Source organism: Streptomyces roseirectus, assembly GCF_014489635.1.
Taxonomy (GTDB): domain Bacteria; phylum Actinomycetota; class Actinomycetes; order Streptomycetales; family Streptomycetaceae; genus Streptomyces; species Streptomyces roseirectus.
Genome location: NZ_CP060828.1, coordinates 1,579,162 through 1,600,370 on the forward strand (window position 1 = coordinate 1,579,162; position 21,209 = coordinate 1,600,370).

Annotated in this window: 17 protein-coding genes; 13 read left to right on the forward strand and 4 right to left on the reverse strand. The window is 73.7% G+C overall.

The annotated features are described in order from the left end of the window. Window positions 1-26: 26 nt before the first annotated feature. Both IAG44_RS06410 and IAG44_RS06415 read left to right on the forward strand, forming a co-directional pair. Window positions 27-1,103, forward strand: a complete 1,077-nt coding sequence (locus tag IAG44_RS06410) for an ATP-dependent DNA ligase (RefSeq protein WP_187746148.1) — start codon at window positions 27-29, stop codon at window positions 1,101-1,103. Window positions 1,104-1,180: 77 nt separating this feature from the next. Then, on the forward strand, window positions 1,181-2,179 hold the full coding sequence (locus tag IAG44_RS06415; RefSeq protein ID WP_425508424.1) for a DUF3048 domain-containing protein: 999 nt from the start codon (window positions 1,181-1,183) through the stop codon (window positions 2,177-2,179). 4 nt (window positions 2,180-2,183) lie between these two features. Here the strand turns inward: IAG44_RS06415 and IAG44_RS06420 are convergent, their stop codons facing one another. Then, on the reverse strand, window positions 2,184-2,654 hold the full coding sequence (locus tag IAG44_RS06420; protein WP_187746149.1) for a MarR family winged helix-turn-helix transcriptional regulator: 471 nt from the start codon (window positions 2,652-2,654) through the stop codon (window positions 2,184-2,186). 194 nt (window positions 2,655-2,848) lie between these two features. Between IAG44_RS06420 and IAG44_RS06425 the strand changes: the two genes are divergently transcribed. The 7 genes from IAG44_RS06425 to pcaDC are packed head-to-tail and all read left to right on the forward strand — an operon-like array spanning window position 2,849 to window position 9,305. Continuing rightward, window positions 2,849-3,604, forward strand: coding sequence for a CoA transferase subunit A (locus IAG44_RS06425; RefSeq protein ID WP_187746150.1), 756 nt, complete (start codon window positions 2,849-2,851; stop codon window positions 3,602-3,604). Next, on the forward strand, window positions 3,604-4,248 hold the full coding sequence (locus tag IAG44_RS06430; protein WP_187746151.1) for a CoA transferase subunit B: 645 nt from the start codon (window positions 3,604-3,606) through the stop codon (window positions 4,246-4,248). Before IAG44_RS06425 ends, IAG44_RS06430 begins: the two co-directional genes overlap by 1 nt. Beyond that, entirely contained in the window at window positions 4,245-5,447 is a 1,203-nt protein-coding gene (locus tag IAG44_RS06435; RefSeq protein ID WP_187746152.1) for a thiolase family protein, read from the forward strand. The genes IAG44_RS06430 and IAG44_RS06435 overlap by 4 nt, the downstream gene beginning before the upstream one ends. Before the next feature lie 48 nt (window positions 5,448-5,495). Then, window positions 5,496-6,269 (forward strand): protocatechuate 3,4-dioxygenase subunit beta, encoded by a 774-nt coding sequence (gene pcaH / locus IAG44_RS06440; RefSeq protein WP_187746153.1) that lies wholly within the window; start codon window positions 5,496-5,498, stop codon window positions 6,267-6,269. Next, window positions 6,269-6,874, forward strand: coding sequence for a protocatechuate 3,4-dioxygenase subunit alpha (gene pcaG / locus IAG44_RS06445; protein WP_187746154.1), 606 nt, complete (start codon window positions 6,269-6,271; stop codon window positions 6,872-6,874). The genes pcaH and pcaG overlap by 1 nt, the downstream gene beginning before the upstream one ends. Further along, window positions 6,871-8,190 (forward strand): 3-carboxy-cis,cis-muconate cycloisomerase, encoded by a 1,320-nt coding sequence (pcaB, locus tag IAG44_RS06450; RefSeq protein ID WP_187746155.1) that lies wholly within the window; start codon window positions 6,871-6,873, stop codon window positions 8,188-8,190. The genes pcaG and pcaB overlap by 4 nt, the downstream gene beginning before the upstream one ends. Next, window positions 8,187-9,305, forward strand: a complete 1,119-nt coding sequence (pcaDC, locus tag IAG44_RS06455; RefSeq protein WP_187746156.1) for a bifunctional 3-oxoadipate enol-lactonase/4-carboxymuconolactone decarboxylase PcaDC — start codon at window positions 8,187-8,189, stop codon at window positions 9,303-9,305. Before pcaB ends, pcaDC begins: the two co-directional genes overlap by 4 nt. 96 nt (window positions 9,306-9,401) lie before the next feature. Here pcaDC and IAG44_RS06460 read toward each other — a convergent pair whose 3' ends face one another. Beyond that, window positions 9,402-12,065: an ATP-binding protein gene (locus IAG44_RS06460; RefSeq protein WP_187746157.1), complete on the reverse strand. Its 2,664-nt coding sequence runs from the start codon at window positions 12,063-12,065 to the stop codon at window positions 9,402-9,404. 298 nt (window positions 12,066-12,363) lie between these two features. On the opposite strand from IAG44_RS06460, the gene IAG44_RS06465 reads away from it, so the two are divergent. After that, a complete protein-coding gene (locus IAG44_RS06465; RefSeq protein ID WP_187746158.1) occupies window positions 12,364-13,518 on the forward strand; it encodes a DUF2510 domain-containing protein in 1,155 nt (384 codons plus the stop codon). A gap of 918 nt (window positions 13,519-14,436) precedes the next feature. Here IAG44_RS06465 and IAG44_RS06470 read toward each other — a convergent pair. Further along, a complete protein-coding gene (locus IAG44_RS06470; RefSeq protein ID WP_187746159.1) occupies window positions 14,437-15,048 on the reverse strand; it encodes a TetR/AcrR family transcriptional regulator in 612 nt (203 codons plus the stop codon). Window positions 15,049-15,239: 191 nt separating this feature from the next. Between IAG44_RS06470 and IAG44_RS06475 the strand changes: the two genes are divergently transcribed. The 3 genes from IAG44_RS06475 (at window position 15,240) to IAG44_RS06485 (ending at window position 19,022) form a co-directional block, all read left to right on the forward strand. Beyond that, window positions 15,240-16,034: a phosphatase PAP2 family protein gene (locus IAG44_RS06475; RefSeq protein WP_187746160.1), complete on the forward strand. Its 795-nt coding sequence runs from the start codon at window positions 15,240-15,242 to the stop codon at window positions 16,032-16,034. Beyond that, complete coding sequence (locus IAG44_RS06480; RefSeq protein WP_187746161.1) at window positions 16,031-17,155, forward strand: DMT family transporter; 1,125 nt, start codon at window positions 16,031-16,033, stop codon at window positions 17,153-17,155. Before IAG44_RS06475 ends, IAG44_RS06480 begins: the two co-directional genes overlap by 4 nt. 169 nt (window positions 17,156-17,324) lie before the next feature. After that, window positions 17,325-19,022, forward strand: a complete 1,698-nt coding sequence (locus IAG44_RS06485) for an eCIS core domain-containing protein (RefSeq protein WP_425508425.1) — start codon at window positions 17,325-17,327, stop codon at window positions 19,020-19,022. A gap of 30 nt (window positions 19,023-19,052) precedes the next feature. Here the strand turns inward: IAG44_RS06485 and IAG44_RS06490 are convergent, their stop codons facing one another. Next, window positions 19,053-21,074 (reverse strand): phosphocholine-specific phospholipase C, encoded by a 2,022-nt coding sequence (locus IAG44_RS06490; protein ID WP_187746162.1) that lies wholly within the window; start codon window positions 21,072-21,074, stop codon window positions 19,053-19,055. Window positions 21,075-21,209: the final 135 nt, after the last annotated feature.

Here is a 21,209-nt window from a genome sequence, read left to right on the forward strand (position 1 = left end):
AGAACATCACGGGTCAGACTTCTGCCATGGATCTGCCGGTGATGCCGCCCGTGAAGCCCATGCTCGCCAAGTCGGCGGCGAGGATCCCGCCGGGCATGCAGTACGAGGCGAAGTGGGACGGGTTCCGGGCGATCGTGTTCCGCGACGGGGACCAGGTGGAGCTGGGCAGCCGGACGACGAAGCCGCTGACCAGGTACTTTCCCGAACTGGTGGCGGCGCTGAGGGAGCGGCTGCCGAAGCGGTGCGTGCTGGACGGGGAGATCGTGATCGCACGGGGCGGGCGCCTGGACTTCGACGCGCTGACCGAGCGGATCCACCCGGCGGACTCCCGGGTGCGCACCCTCGCCGAGCGCACCCCGGCGTCGTTCGTCGCGTTCGACCTGCTCGCCCTCGCCGACACGGCCCTCCTGGACGTCCCGCTCGGCGACCGGCGCGCCCTGCTGGAGCGCGCGCTGGACGGGGTGGCCGCGCCGGTCCATCTGGCGCCGGCGACGCGGGACACGGCCGTCGCCGCGCGCTGGTTCGAGCAGTACGAGGGCGCGGGGCTGGACGGTGTGATCGCCAAGCCGCTCACGCTGCCCTATCTCCAGGACGAGCGCGCGATGGTCAAGGTCAAGCACGAGCGGACGGCCGACGCGGTCGTCGCCGGGTACCGGTTCCACAAGAGCGGTCCGGTGGTGGGTTCGCTGCTGCTGGGGCTGTACGACGACGCGGGCACGCTCCAGCACGTGGGGGTGTCGGCGTCGTTCACGATGGCGCGGCGCGCGGAGCTGGTGGCGGAGCTGGAGCCGCTGCGGATGGCCGAGGTCTCGGGGCATCCGTGGGCGGCCTGGGGGGACGCCGCCGCGCACGAGTCGGCGCGGCTGCCGGGGGCGCCGAGCCGCTGGTCGGGCAAGAAGGACCTCTCGTGGGTGCCGGTGCGGCCCGAGCGGGTCGCGGAGGTGGCGTACGACCACATGGAGAACGGCGTCCGCTTCCGCCACACGGCCCGCTTCCGGCGCTGGCGCCCGGACCGGACACCGGAGAGCTGCACGTACGCGCAGCTGGAGGAGCCGGTGGGGTACGACCTCGGGGAGATCCTGGGGACGACCCGGACGGAGTAACAGAGCGAGCGCGATCGCTTTTGATCGGGTATGGCACCAAGCGACCGATTCAGCGCCCCTATGAGGGAGACGAACTGGTGGCATCCGTGAACATCACCCGATCGAACCCGAAACGAACGAGCCCCGCGACAGGTACACCCCCGACCCGTACACGCACCGCCGCCGCCCTGCTCGCGACGGCCCTCACGGCGGCCCTGGTCGCGGGCTGCGCGACCACCCCGCGCGCGGGCGGCGACGATTCCGTCAACGGCTCCCTGAAGCCCCGCGCGCGTACCGGCCCGGTCCTCGCCGTGAAGATCGACAACGCGCGTGCGGCCCGCCCCCACACGGGCCTGGGCGCGGCGGACGTCGTGTACGTCGAGCCGGTGGAGGGCGGGATGAGCCGGCTGATGGCGGTGTACGCGACGAAGCTGCCCCCGGCGGTCGGACCGGTGCGCAGCGCGCGCCAGTCGGATCTGGAGCTGCTGCGCCAGTTCGACCGCCCGGTGCTCGCGTTCTCGGGCGCCCAGCGCAAGCTGCACCCGCTGATCGACCGGGCGCCGCTGCGGGCGGTCGAGCCCGGCGAGGTGTCCGGGGCGTACTACCGGGGCCGTTCGAAGCGGGCGCCGCACAACCTCTACCTGCGGCCCCGGCGGCTGGTGCGCGCGGCGCCGGGGGCCGGCGCGCTGGAGGCGACCGGGTTCCGGTTCGGGCCTGCGCCCTCGGGCGGGCGGGCGACGGTCTCGCGGACGGTGCGCTATCCGGCGGCCCGGTTCACGTTCACCTGGTCGGCGGCGCGGGGGCGCTGGCTGGTCGCGATGGACGGCAGGGCGGCGCGGACGGTGGCTCCGGCGACGGTCGTCGTGCAGTACGTGAAGGTCCGCAAGAGCCGGTTCCGTGACGTGCTCGGCAATCACACGCCGTATCCACAGACGGTCGGTTCGGGGCGGGCGAGCGTGTTGCGGGGCGGCCGGGCGTACGACGTGGTGTGGGAGCGGGCGCGGGCGGCGGACGGGACGCGGTTTCGCACGCGCGACGGGCGGCGGGTGGACTTCGCGCCGGGGCAGGTGTGGGTGGTGCTCGCGCGGGCGTCGTGAGGGGTCAGTGGACCTCGGGCGCGTAGGCGGGCTCGCCGGGGTTGCGCAGTTCCTCCGCCGCGTCGGCGAGCTTCTGGACGAGGGCGAAGAACACGGCCTGTTCGGCGACCGTCAGGGGCGCGAGGAAGACCTGGTTCATGCGCGCGGTGCGCACGGTCAGCTTGCGGTGGACGCGGACGCCGTCCTCGGTGAGCCGCAGCAGCCAGCGGCGGCCGTCCTGCGGATCACGGACCTTGTCGATCAGGCCGCGTTTGCCGAGGCGGCTGATCACCTCGGCGATCGTGGACCGGTCGAGGCCCACCCGCTCCCCCACGGTGCGCTGGTCGAGTCCCGGTTCGGCGACGAGCGCGTTGAGGACGGCGAACTGCGGGGAGGTGGTCTCCTCCGAGACCATCGTGTTCCACAGCAGGTAGTGCGCCTGCTGGAGCCGCCGGGCCAGGTGCCCGGGGTGGGTGGTGAGGTCCACGGCGCCCATGGTCACTCCCCTCGTCGAATTCGTTGGTGCACTGAACGATACCCGCAGGGCCCGCACCCTGTCTTTACTCTGCGCACACACGTGACCTGCTTCAATGCAAGGGTCTTGACGGTCGGCCGTCACGGTGGGAGCGTGAGGACATCCTCGCTGAAATGCTCAGTGTGCTGAGCAATTGGAGAGATGGGGCTCGACGGATGGACAAGGTGGTCGCCACGGCCCGGGAGGCGGTGGCCGATGTGCCGGACGGCGCGTCGCTCGCGGTGGGCGGGTTCGGACTGAGCGGTGTGCCGACCGTGCTGATCGAGGCGCTGTTCGCGCGCGGATCGGGCGGGCTCTCGGTGGTCTCCAACAACTGCGGGGCGATGGAGAGCGGGCTCGCGGTCCTCCTCGCGGCCGGGCGCATCGCCCGCGTGACCGGCTCCTACATCGGCGCCAACAAGGAGTTCGCCCGCCAGTACCTGGCCGGTGAGCTGGAGGTCGAGCTGATCCCGCAGGGCACGCTGGCCGAGCGGCTGCGCGCGGGCGGCGCCGGTATCCCCGCCTTCTACACGCCCGCCGGAGTGGGCACCCAGGTCGCCGAGGGCGGCCTGCCCTGGCGGTACGACGGCCAGGGCGGTGTCGCGCTCGCCTCCCCGCCGAAGGAGGTGCGCGAGTTCGACGGCACCGAGTACGTCCTGGAGCGCGGCATCCGCACCGACTTCGCGCTGGTGCGCGCCGCGAAGGGCGACCGGCACGGCAACCTCATCTTCAACAAGTCGGCCCGCAACTTCAACCCCCTCGCGGCGATGGCCGGCCGGGTGACGATCGCCGAGGTCGAACAGCTCGTGGAACCCGGCGAGATCGAGCCCGACGCGGTCCACCTGCCGGGGATCTTCGTGCAGCGCGTGGTCGCGCTGACGCCCGAGCAGGCCGCCGACAAGAAGATCGAGCAGCGGACGGTGAGCAGCTGATGGCCTGGACACGCGAGGAGATGGCCGCCCGTGCCGCGCGCGAGCTGCGCGACGGCCAGTACGTCAACCTCGGCATCGGCCTGCCGACGCTCATCCCCAACCACCTCCCGCCGGGCGTCGAGGTGGTCCTGGAGAGCGAGAACGGCATCCTGGGCACCGGCCCCTACCCGGCGGAGGACGCCGTCGACCCCGATCTGATCAACGCGGGCAAGGAGACCGTCACGGTCCTGCCGGGGGCGAGTTTCTTCGACTCCGCGCTGTCCTTCGGGATGATCCGGGGCGGGCACATCGACGTCGCCGTCCTCGGCGCGATGCAGGTCTCCGAGCGCGGTGACCTCGCCAACTGGGCCATCCCCGGGAAGCTGGTCACCGGGATCGGCGGGGCCATGGACCTGGTCCACGGCGCGCGGACCGTCATCGTCGTGATGGCGCACACCGCGAAGGACGGCTCGCCGAAGATCCTCACCGAGTGCGCGCTGCCGCTGACCGGCAAGGGGTGCGTGGACCGGATCGTCACGGACCTGGGCGTGCTGGACGTCACCGGGGACGGGCTGGTGCTCGTCGAGACGGCTCCCGGGGTGAGCGCGGAGGAGATCGTGGCGAAGACCGAGGCGAAAGTGACTGTGCTGGAGGGGCTGGCATGAAGGACGTCTACATCGTCGACGCGGTCCGTACGCCGTTCGGGCGCTACAACGGCGCTCTCGCGGGCGTGCGGCCCGACGACCTCGCCGCGCACGCGATCCGCGCGCTCCTCGCGCGCAGCCCTGAGCTGGATCCGGCGCTCGTGGACGACGTGTACCTCGGCAACGCCAACGGCGCGGGCGAGGACAACCGCAACGTCGGGCGGATGGCCGCGCTGCTGGCCGGGCTGCCCCCGTCCGTGCCCGGGGTGAGCGTCAACCGGCTGTGCGGGTCCGGGCTGGAGGCGGTGATCCAGGGGGCGCGCGCCATCGCCGTCGGGGACGCGTCCGTCGTTGTCGCGGGCGGCGTCGAGTCCATGACGCGGGCGCCGTACGTGCTGCCGAAGAGCGACAAGGCGTTCCCGGCCGGGCACGCCGAGCTGTACTCGACCACCCTGGGATGGCGGATGGTCAACCCGAGGATGGATCCGCAGTGGACGATCCCGCTCGGGGAGTCCGCCGAACTCATCGCCGACAAGCACAAGATCGGGCGCGAGCAGCAGGACGAGTTCGCGCTGGCCTCACACCGCAAGGCGACCGCCGCCCGGGAACAGGGCCTGTTCGACGCCGAGCTGGCGCCGGTGCCGATCCCGCAGCGCAAGGGTGAGGCGGTCGACTTCGACGCGGACGAGTGCGTGCGCCCCGACACCTCCCTCGCCGCCATGGGCAGGCTGAAGCCGTCGTTCCGGACGGAGGGCGGGACGGTCACGGCGGGCAACGCGTCGCCGCTGAACGACGGGGCGGCGGCGCTGCTGCTGGTCGACGAGGAGGGGCTGCGGCGCAGCGGGCGGGAACCCCTCGCGCGGGTCTCGGCCGTGGGGGTCGCCGGGATCGAGCCCCAGTACTTCGGGCTGGCGCCCGTGGAGGCGGTCCAGCGGGCGCTGGGCAAGGCCGGCAAGGGGTTCGGGGACCTCGACGTCCTGGAGCTGAACGAGGCGTTCGCCGCGCAGGTGCTCGGATGCGTCGCGGAATGGCCCGAGTTCGATCCTACGGTGCTCAACCCGCAGGGCGGGGCCATCGCGCTCGGGCATCCGCTGGGCGCGTCCGGGGCGCGGCTCGCGGGGACGGTGGCGCATCAACTGGCCCGCAGGGGCGCCGGGGTGGGGGTCGCCACGCTCTGCATCGGCGTCGGACAGGGGCTGGCGCTGGTGCTCGAACGGTAGGCCGGCCATACGCCCTTCAGCGTCCGGTCCCCGAGGAGGAAAGGAACCATGACTCTCACCCAGCACGACATCGACCTCGAAATAGCCGCCGAGCGCGACGCCTACGAGAAGCGGCTCGCCGGCGGAGCGCCCGTCGAGCACCACCCGCGCCGCGACTACGCGCCCTACCGCTCCTCCGTCCTGCGCCACCCCAAGCAGCCCCTCGTCGCCATCGACACCGGCAAGGACCCCGAGCTGGTGGAGCTGTGCTCCCCCGCGTTCGGCGAGCGGGACATCACCGAGATCGACAACGACCTGACCCGGCAGCACCACGGGGAGCCGGTCGGCGAGCGGATCACGGTCTCCGGGCGGGTCCTGGACCGCGCCGGGAAACCCCTGCGGGGGCAGCTCGTCGAGATCTGGCAGGCCAACTCCGCCGGCCGGTACGCGCACCAGCGCGAGCAGCACGACGCCCCGCTGGACCCGAACTTCACGGGCGTCGGCCGGACCCTCACCGACAGGGACGGCCACTACACGTTCACGACGATCCAGCCGGGCCCCTACCCGTGGCGCCAGCACGTGAACGCGTGGCGGCCCGCGCACATCCACTTCTCGCTGTTCGGGAGCGCGTTCACGCAGCGGCTCGTGACGCAGATGTACTTCCCGGCCGACCCGCTGTTCCCGTACGACCCGATCATCCAGTCGGTCACGGACGACGCGGCGCGCCAGCGCCTGGTGGCGACGTACGACCACGACCTGTCGGTGCCCGAGTTCTCGATGGGCTACCGCTGGGACATCGTGCTGGACGGCCCGCGGGCCACCTGGATGGAGGAGGGGCGCTGATGACCAGGATCGACACGAGCCGCCCGGAGACCGTGCTGCCGACGCCGTCGCACACGGTGGGCCCGTTCTACGGGCACGCGCTGCCGTTCCCCGGCGGCGGGGACATCGCGCCCGTGGGCCACCCGCAGGCGATCACCATCCAGGGGTACGTGTACGACGGCGAGGGCCGTCCGCTGCCGGACGCCCTGCTCGAAGTGTGGGGCGCGGGCCCCGACGGCGAGGTGGCGCGGACCGACGGATCGATGCGCAGGGACCCGGCGACCGGCGGGTTCCTCGGGCGCAACGGCGTCGAGTTCACCGGCTGGGGCCGGATCCAGACCGACACCAACGGGCACTGGTCGGCGCGGACCCTCAGGCCCGCCGCGCGCGGGGCGAGCGCCCCCTACCTGAGCGTGTGCGTGTTCGCGCGCGGACTGCTGGTGCACCTCTACACGCGGATCTACCTGCCGGACGACGCGCCCGCGCACGCCACCGACCCGCTGCTGACGCGCCTTTCGCCCGACCGGCGCGCCACGCTGGTCGCCGCCGAGGACGGGCCGGGCGCCTACCGGTTCGACGTCCGCCTCCAGGGCGAGGGCGAGACGGTCTTCCTGGAGTTCCGGTGAGCGACGGCGGCCTCCTCGCCCCCGGCTGGACCGGCTCCCCCGCCGCCGGTGCGACGGACGACGCCGCGTACCTGCGGGCGATGCTCGACGCGGAGGCCGCGCTGACCCGGGCGCAGGCCGCGCTGGGCCTCGCCCCGGCCGAGGCCGCGCGGGCGGTCACCGAGGCCGCCGACCCCGCCCGGTTCGACGTCCACGCGCTCGCGGAGCGCGCCCGCGCGGGCGGCAACCCGGTGATCCCGCTGGTCGCCGACCTCACCGAGGCCGTCGGCCCCGTGCACGGGCCGTACGTGCACCGGGGCGCCACCAGCCAGGACATCCTGGACACGGCCGCGATGCTGGTCGCGGCCCGCGCCCTCGACCTGGTCCTCGACGACCTCGACCGCGTCCAGCACGCGCTCGCCGGCCTCGCCGCCGCCCACCGCGACACCGCGCTGCCGGGGCGCACGCTCACCCAGCACGCCGTCCCGACGACGTTCGGCCTGAAGGCCGCCGGCTGGCGCTCTCTGGTCCTGGACGCCCGCGACCGGCTGAGCGCCGTCCGCCGCTCGCTGCCCGCCCAGCTCGGCGGCGCCGCCGGGACGCTGGCCGCCTTCACCGTGTACGGCGCCGGTGACGCGGGCGCGCTGCCGGGGGTGTTCGCCGCCGAACTGGGGCTGCGGGAGCCGGAGTTGCCGTGGCATGTGCTGCGGACGCCGGTCGCGGACCTCTCCGGCGGGCTGGCGTTCGCGGCGGGGGCGCTCGGGAAGGTCGCCGTCGATGTGCTGGCGCTGGCGCGGACCGAGGTCGGGGAGGTCGCCGAGGGCAGCGGGGGCGGGTCGTCCGCGATGCCGCACAAGGCGAACCCCGTGCGCGCCACGCTCGTCCTCGCCGCCGCCCGGCGCGCCCCGCAGCTCGCGGCGACGCTGTACGGGGCGCTGGTCGCCGAGGACGAGCGGCCCGCCGGGGCCTGGCACGCCGAGTGGGAGCCGCTGCGGGACCTGCTGCGGCTGGTCGGCGGGGCCGCCCGGGACGCCGTCGAACTCACCGGGAACCTGCGGGTGTTCCCCGAGGCGATGCGCGAACACCTCGGTCTCACGCACGGGTTGATCGTGTCGGAGCGGCTGGCCGCCGAGCTGTCGGACGCCGTGGGGCGGGCGCGGGCCAAGGAGCTGCTGACCTCGCTCGCGCGGCGGACCTACGCCGAGGGCCGCCCGCTCGCCGAACTCCTCGCCGGTGAACCCGAGTCGAAGGGCCTCGACCTCGCCGAGCTGACCGACCCCGCCCGCTACACCGGCCTCGCCGGTGTCCTCACCGACCGTGCTCTGGAGCGACGTTGACCGAGAAGCTGATCGACCACCGTGCCGAGGGCCCGACGTCCGCGCCGCCGCTGCTGCTGGGGCCGTCGGTGGGGACGTCGTCCGCGCTGTGGGACAAGGTCGCGCCCGAGCTGTCGGTGACGCGCCGGGTGGTGCGGTGGGAGCTGCCGGGGCACGGCGGGTCGGCGGCGGAGCTGATCCGGGCCGGGGCGACGATGGCCGACCTCGCCGAGCTGGTCGTGCGGCTCGCGGACTCGCTGGGCATCGAGCGGTTCGCGTACGCCGGGGTGTCGATCGGCGGGGCCGTCGGGATGGAGCTGGCGCTGCGGTGGCCCGAGCGGGTCGAGTCGCTGGCCGTGATCTGCTCCTCGGCGCACTTCGGCGGGGCCGGGCCGTGGGAGGAACGGGCCGCGCGGGTGCGGCGGGAGGGGATGGGGTGGCTGCTGGAGCCCACCGCCGGGCGGTGGTTCGCCGGGGAGTTCCGGGAGCCGGGGCTGCTGGCCGACCTCGCCGCCACCGATCCCGGCGCGTACGCGGCCTGTTGTGACGCGCTCGCCTCGTTCGACGTGCGCGGCCGGCTCGGGGAGATCCGCGCGCGGACGCTGGCGATCGCCGGGCGCGAGGACCCGGCGACGCCTCCCGCGCACCTGCGGGAGATCGCCGACGCCGTGCCCAGGGCCGCGCTCGTCGAACTGCCGGGGGCCGCGCATCTCGCGCCCGCGCAGTGTCCCGAGGCCGTGCTGGGTGCGCTGCGCGCGCACCTCGGGGGCGGGGCCTCGCTCGGGATGGCGGTGCGGCGTCAGGTGCTGGGGGACGCGCACGTCGACCGGGCGCAGGCGCGGCAGTCGGCGTTCACCGCGCGGTTCCAGGACTTCATCTCCCGGTACGCGTGGGGGGAGATCTGGACCGACCCCACGCTCACGCGGCGCGAGCGCAGTCTCGTCACGCTGACCGCGCTCGTCGCGCACGGGCACCTCGACGAGCTGGCGATGCATGTGCGTGCCGCGCGCGGGAACGGGCTCTCGGCCGAGGAGATCGGGGCGGTGCTGTTGCAGACGGCCGTGTACTGCGGGGTGCCGGCGGCGAATGCGGCGTTCGCCGTGGCGCAGAGGGTACTGGAAGAGGAAACGGGGTGATTCTGCCGGTGAGCATGCGCGGCGCCGTCGTGGCTTGTCGCGCAGTTCCCCGCGCCCCTAAAAGATTCGGTTCCGGCCGGTTTAGAGGGTGCCGTCTCACTCCATCCCCGCCAAGGCCCCTTCCGCCTGCTGCACCAAACCGTCCGCCCCGCACGACCTCGCCAGGTCCAAACCCCGCCTGAGTTCCGACGTCGAGCGGGACAGGATGCCGTACTCGATGCGGGCGGCGGCGTGTTCGTACTGGCAGGGGGAGGATTCGAGGTAGGTGACCGCCTGGGCGGCGAGGCGGACGGCGCGTTGGCCCGTTTCGAGGGCCGCCGCGCAGCGCAGGGCCTCGCCGATCGCCGTGTCCGTGCCGAGGCGCTCCGCGCGGGCGCGGGTCTCGGCGGCGAGCTGGGCGGCCCGTGCGGGGTCCTGGCCGGCCAGGGCGCGGGCGAGATCGACGGCCCAGGGGACCATGACGGGGTTGAGGTGCCCCCGGGCGGCCGCCGCCTTCTGCGCCTCCTCCAGCTCGTTGACCCCTTCCGCCGTGCGGCCCACGGCCAGCAGGAGGCGGCCCCGGACCGAGCGGGGGTCGGGCAGGACGATCGTCGACGGGTAGGGCGGCGCGAAGTCGTACTGCTCGGCGACGCGCCAGGCCTCGTCCACGTGCCCGCGCGCGAGGAGGACGTCGACGAGGTTGCAGATCGCCGACCAGTACAACGGCAGTCCACGGCCCACGCGTTCGGCGAGGCGCAACGATTCACGCAGGGATTCCTCCGCCTCCTTGAGCCGCCCCCGGCGGCGCAGCCCGAGGCCCAGATAGGCGTGGGCGAGGGAGAGGTGGCCGCCGCTCCAGCCGGCGGAGGTGTAGGCGCGCAGGGCCTCGTTGAAGAGGGTGGTGGCCCGGTCGAGGCGGTCGGTGTAGGCGTACGCGGACGCCAGCATCATCGGCAGCTCTATGCCCCACGTGGTGTCGGTCCAGCCGAGGCCGGGCGCGAGGCCGCCGTTGACGAGGGCCCGGTCGCACAGTTCGGTGATCTCCTCGGCGTTCTCGCCCCGGCACGTCGCGTCGAAGCCGCGCAGGATGAGCAGCGCGCGCTCGCTGTTGTCGCGGCCCGTGCAGGTCCCGGCGAGTTCGGCGAGCCGCTGGGAGCTGCCGGGGGCGGACGCCTCGCCCAGCAGGAGCCGTTCCCACATGAACTGGACGGCCGTCAGCCGCATCCGCGCGGGCCCCGGCTCGTGGAGCGCGGCCTCCGTCTGGACCGTGCGGACGGCCTCCTCCAGCTCGTTGTTGTGCAGCAGCGCCTGCGAGAGCCGGCACACGGCGTCCACGCGGACGTCGCCGTCGAGGCCCGGGAGTTCGAGGGCGCCGCGCAGGTGGCCGATCGTCTGGGACGGCGAGGTCAGCAGGCTCGCGCAGCCGAGTTCGTACAGGACCTGCGCGCGGACCCCGGCGAGCGGCGGTTCGGCGAGGGCGCGTTCCAGGCAGCGGCGGGCCGCGTCGGGCGCGCCGACGGCGAGGTGCGCGCGGGCCGCCTCGCGGAGGTGTTCGACGAGGTCGGCGTCGCCCTCGGGGCGTACCTCCATGAGGTGACGGGACGCGGCGGCGATGCCCCGGCCCGCGTCGAGGACGACCTTGGCGGCGACGCCGTGCATCGCGCCGCGCAGGTACTCGGGGATGTTGCTGTAGACGGCCGTCGCGATCAGCGGGTGGACGAAGACGAGGTCGCCGTCGTCCGCGGGGCCGGGCGCGGTGAGGATGCGGGCGGTGCGCAGGACCTCGACGCAGCGCAGGGCCTTGTCGCGGCCGAGGCCCGCCAGGCCGGCCGCGTGGTCGACGAAGATGCCGGTGCCGAGGATCGCGGCGGCCCACGCGAAGCGGGTCGCCTCGATGCCGAGCCCTTCGAGGTGGGCGACGAAACCGCCGTCGTGCGCGGCCTTGTTGATGGCGCGCAGCTCCTCCGCCGTGGACTCCGTGGGTTCCAGGTCGCGGTCGGCGACCTTCGCGAGGAGTTCGACCGTGTAGTACGGGTTTCCGGCGGCGACGGCCCACACCTCGCGGCAGAACGGGTCGTCCGCGCGCTCGCCCAGGGTCGCGCGGGTCAGGTCCGCGACGGCCGCCGGGGAGAGGGCGGTCAGGCCGCGCACGCCGTCGCCCGCGAGCGCGTCGACGGCGTCCAGGTGGGCGGCGCTCTCCGGGTCGGCCTCGCCGGGGCGGTGCGCGACGACGACCAGGACGGGGAGGGCGGCCAGGCGTTCCGTGAACGCGGCGAGCCAGCGCAGGGTCTCCTGGTCCGCCCAGTGCGCGTCGTCGATCAGCAGGACCAGGGGGTAGTAGCGACTCGCGAGGCGCCGACCCGCCGCGACCAGGCCGTCGTACACGCCCTGCGGGTCGGCGGGCGGCGGCCCTGGTTCCGTGATGCCGAGGGCCGGGCCCGCGATGTCGTACCAGTCGCCCAGGTAGTCGCGGCCCTCCTCCGGGAGGAGGGCCAGCAGGGCGGGCTGCAGGAGCTGGCGCACGACGTGGAAGGGGACCGACCTCAGGGTCTCGCCGGCGCGGGCGGACCACACGGTGCAGCCGGCGGCCTCCGCCGCGCGGCGGGTCTCCGCGAGCAGCGCCGTCTTGCCGAGGCCCGCCTCGCCCCGGAAGACCAGGAGTTGGCCCGTGGGACACGTCTCGTCGCGCAGGCGGTCCACCGCTCGGGCGATGACGCCGACTTCCGCCTCGCGCTCCCACAGGGCGGCCGAGGTGGCCGCCGGCGGCCGTACCTCCGTCATCCCGTTACCTCCCCAAGTCGCCCGAACGACGTACAAACCTTGAGCGTAGCCGTACCGGTGGGGTCTTCGGGGGTGGTCCGGGCAGGCGTTCCCCTCCCGGGTGACGGCGGGCGGGGGCGCGGAGGGTGTGCGGCCTGCGCGGGGTGGGGTCCCGGGTCAACGTCCGTGCACGGGGCGTCGGGTTGACGATGTGACGGGCGTCGAAATCACGCCATGTTCTGGCCATGGCTGGGGGTTCGCGGGGGATCCTCCGGTTCCCTCTCATACGGCTTTCACCGACGCCTCATACGGTGGGGGCATGACGCAGGCGATTCCTCCGGGGTGGTACCCGGATCCGGGGCAGACGAGTGACGGTCCTACCTCCGAGCGGTGGTGGGACGGCGGGGCGTGGACGGAACGGACCCGGGTCGCGGGGACGGAGACGGAGACAGAGACGGAGGGGAGTGGGGCGCAGGAAGCGCCGGAGGCTCCGGGCAACACGGGGGCTGCGGGTACTACGGGTACTACGGGAGCTCCCGGGTACTACGGGGCGTCTCAGGGTGAGGTGCTGTCCGGTGGGTATCCGACGGCTCCTCAGGGGTACCCCGTGTACCCCGCTGGGCAGGCCGGCTATCCCGAGCAGCCGCCGTATCCCGCCGGGCCGGCGGGCGGGTCCAGGAACCGTGTGCGGACGGGGATAGCCGTGGCCGCCGCCGTCGCCGTGCTCGCGAGCATCGGGGCCGGGGTGTACGCGCTGACCAAGGACGACGGGGGCGGCGGCACGCCGGGGACGGCTCAGGGGCCGGGCGGGCAGGGCGGGCCCGGTGGACAGGGCGGACCCTTCGGCGGGAACGGCGGCGGCTCGGGTGGGTCCGGGGGTTCCGGCGGGTCCGGGGGTTCCGGGGGCGGTACGCCGTCGCCGGGGCAGTCGGAGGCGCCGGAGGTCAAGAGCGGGGCCGTCACCGATCCGATCAACGGGATCAGCATCCCCATTCCGGCCGGGTGGACAGGGCAGCAGATACAGGTCGGGGCGCAGGTGAACTCCGACTCGACGTATCCGTGCCCCGGGGACACATCCCAGAGCTGCACCAAGGGCGGGGTGTACTCGGCGCCCGCGATCGCGCTGGGGAGTCGCGGGTCGACCGCCGAGGAGGTCGCCAAGGCCGACATCTCCGCCAACGCCGAGCAGTCCTACGGCGGTACGACCTACGGCGCGATCACCTCCCACGAGGTCCTCGCCTCCCAGGCCGTGACCGTCGCCGGTCAGAAGGGGTACCTGGTCCGCTGGAAAGCGGTCACCAGCAAGGGCGCCGACGGCATCGTCGAGTCCGTCGCCTTCCCCTCCCCCGCCGACGCCACCCGCTTCGTCGTCCTGCGCTTCGGCATCGACGCCGACCAGAAGATCTCCGTCATCGACCAGATCACCACGGGCATCAAGGCGGCTTCCACGGACGGGAGCGGCCGCGACGTCTGACCACCACCGGGCGGGTGGACGCGGGGCGCCGTGGCAGCGGCGGCGTCCCGCCGGACGGTGTGACCGTGCGGGCCGCCGGCCTTCGCCCGGAGCCGACGAGGCTGCTGCCACCGGCTCCGCGCCGGTGCACCACCCAGCGGGACATCACCGTGCCGGCCACGCCGGACACGGTCCCCGCGCCGCAGCGAACCCACGTCCGCGAGCCTCGAACGAGCGGGGCAGGCCCGCCCGCACGAGCCGAAGCCGACGCACGCGGACCGGGACACAGGCGGCTCCGCACGGTGCGTCCTCCGGCCACGCAGGACTGACCCGCACCCCAGAACCCCGGCCCACGAGCCTCGGCCCCCTGGCCGACGGAGCGGAACCGGCAGGGCACGCAGGGTCAGGCCGGCTCGTACAGCGCGGAGCCGGGGAATCGGGGGAGCGAGGGCCGGCGCCGGACGGCGCGGGCGTGAAGCACGCGGATCGGGGGCGGCTTCGTGCAAGGCGGGCTTGGGGTGCACGAGGCGCGGGCGGGTGTGCGACATCTCGGGGTGCTCCAGCGGGCGCGACCCGCGGGGGCGTTCCCGGCAGGTTCAAGGGGCGGGGACGCGCGTCCCGGCGCGCACAGCCTGACCAGTCCACCCCGCGCCCGCCTGCCCAGTCCACCCCGCACCCGGATGCGCCCCCCTGCGGCCGCCGTCTCGCCTCCGGCACGCCATCGGACGGTCACCGCCCCCGCGCATCCCGGCGTCGCCTCCGTGCGGCCGTCCCTCCTCGCCCCCGCGAGTCCGCGCCGTCACGAAAAATCCCGCCCGGGTGGGGCCCTCCTCCGCTCAAGGTGGGCTCCACCCGGGCGGGGTGGTGCGCCGCGCCCGTCCCCACGGTGCGGCGCGGCAGGCCGGTGTCCAGTCATCCCGTGGACGGCCGGCCTGGGTTCTAGGGGAGGCCGAGGGCGGGGAGGACGGCGGCCTCGACGAAGCGCAGGAGGTAGGCGGGGTCGGCTTCCTGACCGTCGAGGACGGGGCGGACGCGCAGGACGCCGTAGAGCTGGACGGGGACGAACTCCAGGGCGGGGTGGTCGGCCGGGATCTCGCCGCGGTCGACGCCTCGGCGGAGGATCTGGCGGACGGCGTCCACCTCGGGCTCGATCAGCGTCTCGCGGAGCGCCTGGCGGAGTTCGGGGTCCTGGATCGCGGCGTGGCCGAGGGCCTGCATGAGGGCGGTGTCCTTGCCGGCCGCGTCGGCGCCGGCGAGGGCCGCGGCGCGCAGGTCGCCCGCGAGGGACCCGGTGTCGATCCCGGCGAAGCGGACCTCGCGGCAGGAGCGCAGGGCCGCCGCGACGAACTGGGGTTTCGTCTTCCACTGCCGGTACAGCGTGGACTTGCTGCACCGCGTGCTCGTGGCGACCCCGTCCATGGTGACGGCGTCGTACCCGCACGTGCGGAGTTGTTCGAGGACGGCGTCGAAGAACTCCTGCTCGCGTTCGGGCGTGAGCTTGGAGCGGCGCGATGTGGCCGTCTCCGGCACCTCCGCGGCCTGCGACGTCATCGTTCTTCCTCTCCCTTTCGGGCCCCGCCGGGTTCATTCCCGCTGGGCGGTGTGATCAATGTGGCGAACGTCAATCGAAACTCAAGTGTACCGGTACGCGGTCGTATCGGTACACTGGCGTATCGATACGCTTTCGTATCGACACTGCGGCCACCGTCGCAGCGCACCACCCTGAACGAAAAGGTCTGGGGATGAATGCCCGCACCGAGCCTGGAGAAGAGGCGGGGCCCGCAGCGGCCCGGCCGCCGATAGTCCGCGAGCTGCTGCTTGTCGCAGGGCTCTTCCTCGTCTACAAGTTCGGTCGCCAGCTGGCGACCGGGCACACCGGGGAAGCGTTCCGCAACGCGCACCACGTGTGGGACTTCGAACGCTGGGCCCGTCTCCCCTCCGAACTCGACGTGCAGGACCTGCTGCTGCACGGCGACACCCTGGTGAAGGCCGCGAACACCTACTACGCGACCGTCCACTTCCCCGCCACCCTGGCCTTCCTGGTCTGGCTCTACCTGCGCCGCCCCGCCCACTACGTGTGGACCCGCCGGGTGCTGGCCGCCGTCACCGGCGCCGCGCTGGTCGGCCACCTCTTCTTCCCGCTGGCCCCGCCCCGGATGCTGGCCGGCACCGGCCTGATCGACACCGCGCGGGTCTACGGCCCCTCGGTGTACGGCCCGCCGCAGACGGACCACCTCTCCAACCAGTTCGCGGCGATGCCGTCGCTGCACTTCGGCTGGGCCCTGATGCTGGCGATCGGCATGATCGTCGCCACCCGCTCGCGCTGGCGCTGGCTGTGGCTGCTGCACCCGGCGCTGACGCTGCTGGTGATCGTCGGCACGGCCAACCACTACTGGCTGGACGCGATCGTCGCGGGCGCGCTGCTCGGCCTGGCGCTGACGTTCATCAGGCCCCCTGGGACCCGTACCTCTCAGGTCGTACCGGCGCCTCAGGAGCAGGCCGAGCCGGTCAAGGAACTCGTGGGAGCGGGCCGATGAGCGCCACCCTCGTAGCCGTCGTCCTGTCGCTGTTCTCGGCGGTGGCGTACGCCGCCGCGGCCGTCGCGCAGGAGCGCCTGGCGTCCCGGTCGTCCGGGGCGGGGCTGCTGCGGATGGTCCGGCGCGGCGCCTGGTGGGGGTCGGTGCTGCTGAACGGCGGGGGCGCGCTGCTGCACGTCGTGGCTCTCAAGTACGGTCCGCTGACCGTGGTGCAGCCGCTGGGCGCGCTGACGCTGGTGGCCGCGGTGCCGCTGGGCGCGCGGATCGCCGGGCGCCGGGTGAGCCGGGCCGAGTGGCGCGGGACCGCGTTCACGCTCGCCGGGCTCGCCGCGATCCTGGTCGTCGCGTCGGGGCCCGCGCCCAAGGCGGTGCTGGACGGGTCGCAGTCGGTGGCCGTCGCCGCCGCGACGGTCGCGGTGATCGCGTTCCTCGCCCGGCCCGGCGCCAAGCCCGGCCTGCGGCACGCCACCGCGTCCGGGTTCGCCTCGGGCGTCGCCTCCGCGCTGACCCAGACGGTGACCGTCGCCCTGACCGACGGCTCGCTGCCGCTCTACCAGGTGCTGGGCATCGGGCTGCTGGTCGCCGCGTTCGCCACGGCCGGCCTGCTGCTGTCGCAGACCGCCTACCAGGACGGCCTCGGCGCCCCGCTCGCCATGGTCACCCTCTCCAACCCGGTCGCCGCCGCCGTCGTGGGCCTCACCCTCCTCGGTGAACGCCTCCAGGGCGGGCCCGCCGGCATCCTCCTCGCCCTCGCGGGCGCGGGCCTCGCGGGCTGGGGCGTGGTCCTGCTGTCCCGGGCGACCCCGCAGCCGGCTCCGGTCGTAGTACCGGAGGACGACGCCGTGGCCCTCGTACCGGAGTCGTACGGGTATGACGACGACGGCGCCCGCGCCGGGGACAGGGCCGACGTCCCCGACGTCCCCGACGCCCCCGGCGTCCCTGGCGCCCCCGGCGACATCGTCGTCCCCGACCACATCGTGCTCCCGGAGCCCGCCGGTGTCCCCCACGCCGAGGAGCACCCCGTCGCGGCGGTCCTCGCGCTGCACCCGGACTCGGCCTCCCAGGAACCGGCCCTGCTGCCCCGCCCGACGACGGGCCCCGGACAGCTCACGGCGCTGTAGCCGGCACGGCGCCGTAGCCGACGCCTCGCCCGCCCCCGCGCCGCACTCCGACCGGACCGCCGGACAGTCGGCCGTGCCTCGGGACTGCCCCTTCGGACCTTCACGGGCGACGGGCTCTCCCGTACCAAGGTGAGGCAGCGAAGGCGGTCAGATCTGAGGTGGGGGCAGCGTGCGTGCGAAGAAGGAGCGGCCGGAGGAGTTCGCCGAGGGCCGGCGCGCGGCGGGCGCGGCCCGGGAGCCCGGCGTGGGCGCGCCCCTCGTGCCCGGGGCGCTCTCCCCGCGGGCGCTCGCGCCGATGCAGCGGGCCGTCGGCAACGCGGCCGTCGCGCGGATGATCCAGCGGCAGCGCGACGAGGGCGGACAGGACGAGCGGCCCGTGCAGCGGTCGTCGGTGCCCGACGTGCTGCGCTCGCCCGGCCGGCCGCTGGCGGAGCCGGTGCGGGCGGACATGGAGCGGCGGCTCGGGGCGGACTTCTCCGAGGTGCGGGTGCACGACGGCGCGGCCGCGCAGCGGTCGGCCACGGAGGTCGGGGCGCGGGCGTACACGTCCGGGAACCATGTGGTGATCGGGGCGGGCGGCGGGGACCGGCACACGCTCGCGCACGAGCTGGTGCACGTGGTGCAGCAGCGTTCGGGCCCTGTGTCGGGGACGGACAACGGGGCGGGGCTGAGCGTGTCCGACCCGTCGGACCGGTTCGAGCGGGAGGCGGAGTCGACCGCGCGCCGCGTGATGTCCGGGTCCGCCCCGGCACCGGCTCGGCCGGGCACGGTTCAGCGGGCGGCGGGAACGGCCGTCCAGCGCATGGTGAACGAGGAGGACGCCGCGCCCGCGCAGGCCGTCGACCCGCTGACGGACTTCGCCGCCGCCCGGTACGACCCCGGCGCCGAACAACCCATCACGCCCGGCGCCCGCGCGGACGTGCTCCGGCAGATCGCGTGGGAGGACCACTGGGCGCCCATCTCGGCGGTGTGCGCGAAGTACCACTACACGATCGCCGTGCGCGAGACCGGCGAGTACTCGATCAAGCGCATCGCGGAGGGCGCCAAGCCCAAGCCGCACACCATCCTGGAGAAGTCGATCAAGCCCGGCTCGGTGAAGAAGGAGTACGGCCCGGGGAGCAAGCGGCCGGACCAGGACCTCGGCCAGGTGCTGGCCTGGCTCGACCGGGAGGACCTGTCCGGATTCGTCGGGCACTGGGGAGCGGAAGGGCTGATGGGGGTGCGTATCGACCACCCGTCCCAGGAGGTCCTGGACCTGGGGATCGTGCGGACGGGGGCCCGTGGCGAGCAGTACGTGCCGATGACGGTGCTGGAGCCGGGCGGCGGCCAGGCGCTGACCGCCCTGAAGTCCCTCGGCAACTGGAAGACGTACCTCTACACCGGCGACTACGACCTGCACGAGGCGTACTCCACGATGGGTGCCATGGCCGGCGGCGGCCAGATCGCCGAGGCGTCGACCGAGAAGGTCAACCTGCTCAACCGGCTCAACGCCGGGGTCGCCGCCCACTCCGACACCCCGGTGCGGCGCGAGGGCACGGCCGTCATGGGCGAGCACGGGCTGCACATGGAGAACTCCGCGTACGCCATGTTCCAGCACGGCGACCAGGCCACGTACCGGATGAACCAGTACCTGGAGGCGCAGGCCGCCGAGCTGAAGCCGCTGGTCGCGCCGCTGGTGAAGGCGGTGGCCACGGAGAGCGACGAGCCCATGGGGTGGTGCCGGTGGGGTCAGTGGTACGTCACCCGCAACAAGGCCGAGCACAAGGCGCTACGGGAGAAGTGGGGACTGACCCCACCCAACACATGGAGCGACGACGCGGTGCGGCGCACGGAGCAGGGCGACTACCGGACGGCCAAGTACATCTGACCCGGCCGCCCCGTACCCGTCATACCCGTACTACTCCGTGACGATCGCCGGGTCGCTCACGCCCGGCCGCCCGTTCTCCACGTGTCCGGCGAACCGGCGCAGGAACGTGGACGAGGCGTGCGAGGTGACCGTCAGGTCGTACCAGCGGTGCCCCTTGCCGGTTCCGACCGTGCGCTTGAGGACGGCGTGCGGGCGGAGCTTCACCGTGGTCGTCCGGGAGCGGTAGGCGTCGGTGACGCGGAGTTCGACCGTCTGCCCGGACGTGTTGGTGAAGGTCAGTTCGACGTGGTCGCCGACGTGGCGGGCGACGACCTCAGGGCCGGCGTGCGCGGTCTCCCCCTTGAAGGCGCGCAGGAAACCGGCCGGTCCGTGGACCGTGAGGTCGTAGGAGGCGCCCGTGAAGGTGTCGGAGATCTTCTTGCCGGCCTCGGTCGTGTAGCTCCGGGGAGTGACGCCGGCCGTGGTGACGAGGAACGCGCCCCCGGCGTGCGCCCCTGAGGCGAACGTCAGGGCCAGCGCGCCAGAAGAGACCTTCGCGTCGACGCTGGGCGCGTACCTGAGCGGCCTGGTCGGACGGTGGCCGCGCTCCTGCCGGGGCAGCGCGGGATGGGCCGGCGGGACCGGGACGTAGTCGGGGTGCCGTTCGCGGTCGGCGGGCTCGTACGCGGCCGTCGGCGGCAGCTCGACCGCGCGGACGTCCTTGCGGGAGAAGTCGAACGCGGCCGTCAGGTCGCCGCAGACCGCGCGGCGCCACGGCGAGATGTTCGGCTCGTGGACGCCGAACCGGCGCTCCATGAAGCGGATCACCGAGGTGTGGTCGAAGGTCTCGGAGCAGACGTAACCGCCCTTGCTCCAGGGCGAGACGACGATCATCGGGACGCGCTGGCCGAGCCCGTAGGGGCCGGCGACGTGGCCCGCCGCGTCGCCGGTGAACAGGTCGGGGCCGGTCGGGGCCGTGGAGCGGCCCTGCTCGGGGAAGGGCGGCACGACGTGGTCGAAGAAGCCGTCGTTCTCGTCGTAGGTGATGAACAGGGCCGTCTTCGCCCACACCTCGGGGTTCGCGGTGAGCGCGTCGATGACCTGGGAGATGTACCAGGCGCCGTAGTTCGCGGGCCAGTTGGGGTGCTCGGTGAACGCCTCGGGGGCGGCGATCCAGGAGATCTGCGGCAGCTTGCCCGCCTTGACGTCGGCCTTGAGCTGCGCGAAGTAGCTCTCGCCGGCCTTCGCGTTCGTACCCGTACGGGCCTTCTCGTACAGGGCGTCGCCGGGCTTGGCGTTCTGGTACTGGGTGAAGTACAGGAGGGAGTTGTCGCCGTAGTTGCCCCGGTAGGCGTCCTGGATCCAGCCCCAGCCGCCCGCCTTGTCGAGGCCGTCGCCGGTGTCCTGGTAGATCTTCCAGGAGACGCCCGCCTTCTCCAGGCGCTCCGGGTACGTCGTCCAAGAGTAGCCCGCCTCGTCGTTGCCGAGGACCGGGCCGCCGCCCTTGCCGTCGTTTCCGGTGTAACCCGTCCACAGGTAGTACCGGTTGGGGTCGGTCGAGCCGATGAACGAGCAGTGGTAGGCGTCGCAGATGGTGAACGAGTCGGCGAGCGCGTAGTGGAACGGTATGTCGCCGCGCTCCAGGTACGCCATCGTCGTCGAGCCCTTCGAGGGCACCCACTTGTCGTACTTGCCGCCGTCGAACGCGGCGTGGCCGTCGTTCCAGCCGTGCGGGAGGTCCTGGACGAAGGCGAGGCCCAGGTCGTCGTGGTCGGGGCGGAAGGGCAGGACGTCCTTCTTGCCGTCCGACTGGTACCACACCGGCTTGCCGTCCTGGCGGGTGACGACCGGACGCGGGTCGCCGAAGCCGCGCACGCCGCGCATCCGCCCGAAGTAGTGGTCGAAGGAGCGGTTCTCCTGCATCAGGACGACGATGTGCTCGACGTCCTCGATCGACCCCGTCCGATGGTTCGCGGGCAGCGCCGCCGCCCGCTCGATGCTCCCGGACAGCGCGGTGAACGCCGTGGTGGCACCCGCGAGTTGGAGAAAGCGGCGCCGGTTGACCTCTGACATGGGTGACCTCTCGACCTCGGCTGTTTTCGTTCCGGCCGGTTCGTGTCGGAATGCGTGCGCCTGGAGTGTCGCGAGGGGCGTCGAACGGGCGGGGTGGGGCGGGTGGCGGTGGCGTGAAGGGGGCGGGTACGGGCG

Coding starts and splice junctions, on each gene's coding strand:
- IAG44_RS06480 (WP_187746161.1), top strand. CDS start 16,031: ATGAGCGCCACCCTCGTAGCCGTCGTCCTGTCGCTGTTCTCGGCGGTG.
- IAG44_RS06425 (WP_187746150.1), top strand. CDS start 2,849: ATGGACAAGGTGGTCGCCACGGCCCGGGAGGCGGTGGCCGATGTGCCG.
- IAG44_RS06410 (WP_187746148.1), top strand. CDS start 27: ATGGATCTGCCGGTGATGCCGCCCGTGAAGCCCATGCTCGCCAAGTCG.
- IAG44_RS06430 (WP_187746151.1), top strand. CDS start 3,604: ATGGCCTGGACACGCGAGGAGATGGCCGCCCGTGCCGCGCGCGAGCTG.
- IAG44_RS06435 (WP_187746152.1), top strand. CDS start 4,245: ATGAAGGACGTCTACATCGTCGACGCGGTCCGTACGCCGTTCGGGCGC.
- IAG44_RS06460 (WP_187746157.1), bottom strand. CDS start 12,065: ATGACGGAGGTACGGCCGCCGGCGGCCACCTCGGCCGCCCTGTGGGAG.
- pcaH (WP_187746153.1), top strand. CDS start 5,496: ATGACTCTCACCCAGCACGACATCGACCTCGAAATAGCCGCCGAGCGC.
- IAG44_RS06475 (WP_187746160.1), top strand. CDS start 15,240: ATGAATGCCCGCACCGAGCCTGGAGAAGAGGCGGGGCCCGCAGCGGCC.
- pcaG (WP_187746154.1), top strand. CDS start 6,269: ATGACCAGGATCGACACGAGCCGCCCGGAGACCGTGCTGCCGACGCCG.
- IAG44_RS06470 (WP_187746159.1), bottom strand. CDS start 15,048: ATGACGTCGCAGGCCGCGGAGGTGCCGGAGACGGCCACATCGCGCCGC.
- IAG44_RS06465 (WP_187746158.1), top strand. CDS start 12,364: ATGACGCAGGCGATTCCTCCGGGGTGGTACCCGGATCCGGGGCAGACG.
- IAG44_RS06490 (WP_187746162.1), bottom strand. CDS start 21,074: ATGTCAGAGGTCAACCGGCGCCGCTTTCTCCAACTCGCGGGTGCCACC.
- IAG44_RS06420 (WP_187746149.1), bottom strand. CDS start 2,654: ATGGGCGCCGTGGACCTCACCACCCACCCCGGGCACCTGGCCCGGCGG.